The organism is Cytobacillus sp. OWB-43 (genome assembly GCF_034651445.1).
Classification (GTDB): Bacteria; Bacillota; Bacilli; order Bacillales; family Cytobacillaceae; genus Cytobacillus; species Cytobacillus kochii.
Genome location: NZ_JAYEFF010000003.1, coordinates 35306 through 41354, shown reverse-complemented (window position 1 = coordinate 41354; position 6049 = coordinate 35306). Strand labels below are relative to the sequence as shown.

Annotated in this window: 4 protein-coding genes; all 4 read right to left on the bottom strand. The window is 38.4% G+C overall.

Annotated features, from left to right (window positions below):
- Nucleotides 1-116: 116 nt before the first annotated feature.
- The 4 genes from U9M49_RS12815 to gucD all read right to left on the bottom strand — a co-directional run bounded on the left by U9M49_RS12815 (nt 117) and on the right by gucD (nt 6049).
- Nucleotides 117-659, bottom strand: coding sequence for a competence protein ComK (locus U9M49_RS12815; protein ID WP_322909928.1), 543 nt, complete (start codon nt 657-659; stop codon nt 117-119).
- A 1101-nt stretch (nt 660-1760) separates the two neighbouring features.
- The gene (gene gudD / locus U9M49_RS12810) at nt 1761-3119 is read right to left on the bottom strand and encodes a glucarate dehydratase (protein WP_233435307.1); all 1359 of its coding nucleotides are present in this window, start codon (nt 3117-3119) and stop codon (nt 1761-1763) included.
- A gap of 18 nt (nt 3120-3137) precedes the next feature.
- Nucleotides 3138-4493, bottom strand: coding sequence for an MFS transporter (locus U9M49_RS12805; RefSeq protein WP_095370416.1), 1356 nt, complete (start codon nt 4491-4493; stop codon nt 3138-3140).
- A gap of 95 nt (nt 4494-4588) precedes the next feature.
- Nucleotides 4589-6049: an alpha-ketoglutaric semialdehyde dehydrogenase GucD gene (gene gucD / locus U9M49_RS12800; protein ID WP_095370417.1), complete on the bottom strand. Its 1461-nt coding sequence runs from the start codon at nt 6047-6049 to the stop codon at nt 4589-4591.

Sequence of the window (6049 nt, the reverse complement as noted above, 5' to 3'; positions counted from 1 at the left end):
CTGGTTACCCTACTTATATCACTAATTATTCTTTTATTAGTTGCGATTTCACTGCTTGTCCTGCTTATATGGCAATAACTCCTTGATTCTCGAACTGACCCTTCGTACGTATATTATCATTCTGATTTATACTCTTCCTTTTCTTCACTAATCATTCCAGGGAGCTCCATTAAAGGAACGAATGATTGCTTATTTATTGAATCTTGAATTTGTCCACGAAGAAGGCGTGCTTGGTCCCACCTTTTCTTAGCTTTATTACAGCTAATAGAAAGATTGAAATAATAACCGCTTGTTAAAATTATTTTTGTCATATTTTTATTAAATGGTTGCATTTCATGAATATGTGCTAGAGAAACAAATGTATTATCAATATCGTATTGAGATGAAAAATAGAACCAATACATATCCTGAGCCCCCCAAATACGAATAGGCGGTGTACTTTTTTTATTTAGCTTGTACTTAGCAGCTTGGAGAGCCCCTTTATAGGTCATTCCATACTCTCTCAAACTGTCTTTTACAATGGCTATTGGTGGTTTTTCCACAATAAAAGTTGTATTCTTTCCTTCGATTACTTGTGTATGAATATAGTTATTATGTACATTTATCGCTTTTAAAGCTTCCGTTTTGCTCTTCAGTAAATAATCAGTATGGTTTAACATTTTTATCCCCTTTCTTATTTACTTATTTTCAATTAAGTAAATTAAGGGTATACTAACATCATGTTGGTATACCAACTGCACAGCGCTCAAGTCCGATGTCTGCCAGGACTGACTTGAGTGCTTTTATTTTAATTAGCTCTCCCCTAAGCTTCACCTCCTTGTCTATCGAACCAAAGAATGAGATTACAAAAACAATGCATGTTATTATCAAGAAGAACATCTGATTACTTGCTTTCAATACTCTTTTAAATGACTTACAAACTGGATATTGTATACTCGAACTACCCCTTAAATCCCTCCATTTCTTTTTTTATGAGCTTCGTATTTGAAAGAGGAGATTTATAAACAATATTCATAGATTAGACTTTGTTTAATGGCCATTGCTTCTTTGCCAACAGGGGCCAAAATGAAATGAAGAGTCCTTTATCCCCCATTGATTCATGTCGGCAACTAATGGTTGAACCATCTTCTCATCTCGATATTTCTCCGCTAACTCTTTCTCTATACGTAACTGTGTTATTACTTTTTAAAAATGACGCGTTCTATGAAGACCTTTAATCTTAGCCCTTATAACATATGGAACAAATTCTCAACCTGACATTGTCTTCATGTTAAAATAAAAAGTGAGAAATAAAATGGTTCGTTATTCTTTAATACTCGAATAAAGTCCCTCATCTCCCACCGCTCACTTATCTCTATCTTTCTCTTCACACTCTCATCAAAAGAAATAAAGATATTCATCGTTTCTAAAAGACATTTTGTCGTATCTCCACCTATTGACTCAAACCCAAGCACAAGCCTTTCACTGTGACTAGTACATCAATACTATAAATATGATTAACTACCAAGACCTTTATCTTAGTAATTATACATATTTTTCTAAATATTTAAAATGTATTTCGTCATATTTTTTCATTTTTTTTATTTACTTTAACTCTAGCACTTAAATCCTTCTAGTTATTCACCTTTATCGCCTTCATACTGACAAGACTTATTTGATCGTACACAATTGGTCTTAGATCTTACATAATAGTAAGTTTTAGAAAAGCTAAATAAACACCAGGACACAATCCTGGTGTTATCTGAACCGTTTATTTATCCTTATCTAACCATACAAGGTTTCTTCGGATTAAACTGCCAATTTGGAATTAAGTATTGCATACTTTTGGCATCATCTCTGCTGCCAAGTCCGTATGTTTTATAGAGTTGATGAGCATCTGCTAGTTTCTCTCTATCTATCTCAATGCCTAAGCCTGGTTTTTTTGGTACTTCGATTTTTCCTTCTTTTATTATGAAGGGGTCTTTTGTTAGATGCTGACCTTCCTGCCAAATCCAGTGTGTATCAATAGCTGTTACCTTCCCTGGTGCACTAGCTGCAACATGGGTGAACATCGCCAGCGATATATCAAAGTGATTGTTAGAATGGGAACCCCATGTTAAGCCAAAGTCCTTGCATGTTTGGGCAACTCTCACAGAACCTTGCATCGTCCAAAAATGGGGGTCGGCAAGAGGTATATCAACAGCTTGTAGGCGAATACTATGTGCCATTTGTCTCCAATCTGTGGCAATCATATTAGTTGCGGTTGGTAAGCCTGTTTCTAAACGAAACTCAGCCATAATTTCTCTAGATGAGAAGCCATTTTCAGCCCCACATGGGTCTTCTGCATAGGCGAGTATATGATTTTTCCCTTTACATAATGCGATGGCTTCATTTAAGGACCAAGCCCCATTAGGATCAAGTGTCACTCTAGCATGAGGGAAGCGTTCTTTAATGGCTATAATGGATTCCATTTCTTCTTCTCCATTAAACACGCCGCCTTTTAGTTTAAAGTCTTTAAATCCATATCTTTCGTATGCGGCTTCAGCAAGGGCTACCACCTGCTCTGGTGTTACGGCCTCTTCATGGCGTAACTGAAACCAACGATTATTATCGCTTGTTGGTGATTCATACGGGAGATCTGTTTTATGACGGTCACCAATATAGAATAAATAGCCTAATACTTCAACTTGATCACGCTGCCTACCTTCTCCTAGCAAGTCCGATACAGGTACATTCAGATATTTACCAAGTAAGTCAAGGAACGCCGATTCGATAGCTGTAACTACATGAATGGTTGTACGCAAATCAAAAGTTTGTTGTCCTCTTCCTGCTACATCCTTGTTAGCAAATGCTTCATTGACCTGTTTAAGCACTTGTTGATAAGCACCAATTGAACTCCCAATAATTATCTCTGTTGCAGCTTCTAGCGTTTGACGAATAGATTCTCCTCCAGGAACCTCACCTACTCCCATTCGGCCAGAATGATCATGCAAAATTAAGATGTTCCGAGTGAAAAAAGGGGCATGAGCGCCACTTAAGTTCAAGAGCATGCTGTCTCTGCCTGCAACAGGGATGACCTCCACTTTTGTGATAACAGGTGCTTCTTTGGCTATCATTTTATCTACTATATTTGCTTCCATACCTTTCTTCCTCCCCTATCAAACTTTCTTCAATTCTACTCGCTTAATTTCACCTACAAGGAATAAATAACTTAATATTGCGACTAAAGCGCTCGCACCAACAAACAACAACGCCATATTAAAAGATCCAGTCGTGCCTACAATATAGCCAATAATGATTGGAGTAGTAATACCTGCTACATTACCAAAAGTATTAAACAATCCTCCACTCACCCCTGACATCTCTTTCGGAGAAGTATCCGCAACAACGGCCCATCCCAGAGACCCAAATCCTTTGCCAAAAAAAGCTAGGGACATTACAAAAACAACTACCCATTCTGTGGTCACATAGTTAGCAATGACAAGGCTCATAGAGAGAAGTAAACCAGTAATAATTGGTATTTTCCTTGCTGCCGTTATCGAGACACCCTTCTTCAATAAGAAATCAGAGAACGTTCCTCCCAATATACCACCAATAAATCCACAGATAGCAGGTAATGAAGCAACTAAACCTGCCTCTAATATATTCATACCTCTTTGATCCACTAAATAGACCGGGAACCATGTTAAGAAGAAATAGGTCAATGTCGTTATGCAATATTGTCCTAGGTAGACGCCGAGAAGCATTTTATTGCTTAATAATTGCTTTATATATTGCCAGTTCGGCCCTTGCTTTTTCTCTACTTGATTGGCCGCAGTATCCATATCAACTAATGCGCCGCCTTCTTTTATATAATCCAACTCTGCTTGATTAATTTTAGGGTGATCTTTTGGGTTGTATATCGTTTTTAACCATACAAAGGCTACAATGATTCCGATGGCCCCCATGAAAAAGAAGACATATTCCCAACCAAATGTGAAGGTGATATACCCCATGATAGGTGCGAATAGTACAGTAGCAAAGTATTGGCCTGAATTGAAGATTGCTGCGGCAGTCCCTCTTTCCGCACTCGGAAACCATGCAGCTACAATTCGGCTATTTGCAGGGAAAGATGGTGATTCTGCCAACCCTACAAAAAATCTTAAGGCAAATAAAATGATAACAACTGTTGTGACTGATTGAAATGAACCTATTAACCCTTGTACTAAAGTAAACAAAGACCAAAGGAAAATACTCCAAAAATAAACACGCTTAGAGCCAAATTTATCAAGCAACCATCCACCAGGAATCTGCCCTAATACATAGGACCACGCAAATGCTGAAAATAAATACCCCATCATCACTGAATTTATACCTAGATCACTTGATAGCGCTGGACCGGCAATTGATAAAGTAGCACGATCAGCATAATTGATAACTGTGACAATAAAGATCATTAGAACAATTAACCATCTCGTTTTTGTTTTCTTTCCTGTTGCTGGTGTTATTTGTCTTTCCGATTTAAGGACTGCCATGGTAATCACCCTCTTTTATTTTATTGAATGTAAGCGTAAACAATCTACTGTTTTTTTAAATGATGAGTAGGTCGCGCTGCCCACTCATCCTGATGCTAGCCTTTTACAAACACAGTTTTAATAGATGTAAAGAATTCTTTTGCTGCCTCTCCTTGTTCACGTGAATGTGAACTCGATTCCTTCATACCACCGAATGGTGCTTGTAATTCAACACCAGCACTTTCAGCGTTAATCCGGATCAATCCCGCTTCCATCTCTTGAACAAATTTCAGCATTCTTGTAATATTTTGCGTAAAAATCGAAGCACTTAAGCCATAAGCAGAATCATTAGCTACTTCAACTGCGCTCTCTAATGACGAAACTTTTATGAGAGCGATAACCGGTCCGAAAATCTCTTCTCTAGCAATAGCGATTTCTTGATCTGCTACTTCAAAGATCGTTGGTTCGACAAAATAGCCACCACTCTCCTTGTCTTCATATGGCTTACCACCTAGAAGCAGCTTTGCACCATCACTTACCCCTGTTTGAATAGCTTGTAATACATTTTTATATTGCGACTCACTTGCACATGGTCCCATCCAACTACTTGCATGAAGACCTGATCCAATCGTAATCTTTTTCGTTTCAATCACCAATTTTTCTACAAATCTATCATATACCGCTTCTTCTACAATCACTCGGCTCGTTGCTGTACACTTTTGTCCAGTAGAGAGAAAAGCACCTTTAATAACAGCGTCGACTGCTAACTCTAAATCAGCATCCTTGGCAACGATTACTGGGTTTTTACCACCCATTTCAAGTTGATACTTCACGCCTCGTTTCATTGCCTCATGTGCGATTGATTTACCAACTGCATTTGACCCAGTAAAAGTAATTCCTTTTATATCTGGATGTTTAGCAATCCCTCCACCGACTACAGCGCCAGAGCCAGTGACCATATTTAGTACACCCTTTGGTAATCCTGCATCAGCAAAGCATTGAGCAATTTTCGCAAAAGTAACTGCGCTTTCACTAGCAGGCTTAATGACTACTGTATTTCCATATATCAGTGCTGGTGCCACTTTCCATATTGGAATAGCAACAGGGAAATTCCAAGGAGTGATAACGCCCACAACTCCAAGTGGTACTCTTGTCGTAAACATCAATGCTTCATTATCGGTAGATGGAATGACATCACCTACTTTTCTCATTCCTTCTCCTGCATAATATTTTAAAATCGCTATGCCACGTTTCGTTTCACCCTTCGTCTCCGCAAGTGTTTTACCCATTTCCTTCGTAGCACATTCAGCAATTTCTTCTAACCGCTCCTCCATTAATCCAGCTACTTTATAAAGTATTTCACCACGCTGGGCACCACTTAAATTTCTCCAAGGTTTCTGAGCATGCTTCGCTGCTTCAACAGCTTTATCTAGATCATCTGTTGTTGACGATTGAATCACACCAACTATTTCACTCGGTGCCGCCGGATTGATACTTTCAATTGTTTCATTTGAATTCGACTCTATCCATTCCCCATTAATATAATTTAAGTAGTTTGCCGTTGTCACTGTACTCAT

Bases quoted from the DNA above. Each gene is read 5' to 3' on its own strand.
- U9M49_RS12815 (WP_322909928.1), bottom strand. From the start codon at position 659: ATGTTAAACCATACTGATTATTTACTGAAGAGCAAAACGGAAGCTTTA.
- U9M49_RS12805 (WP_095370416.1), bottom strand. From the start codon at position 4,493: ATGGCAGTCCTTAAATCGGAAAGACAAATAACACCAGCAACAGGAAAG.
- gucD (WP_095370417.1), bottom strand. From the start codon at position 6,049: ATGAGTACAGTGACAACGGCAAACTACTTAAATTATATTAATGGGGAA.
- gudD (WP_233435307.1), bottom strand. From the start codon at position 3,119: ATGGAAGCAAATATAGTAGATAAAATGATAGCCAAAGAAGCACCTGTT.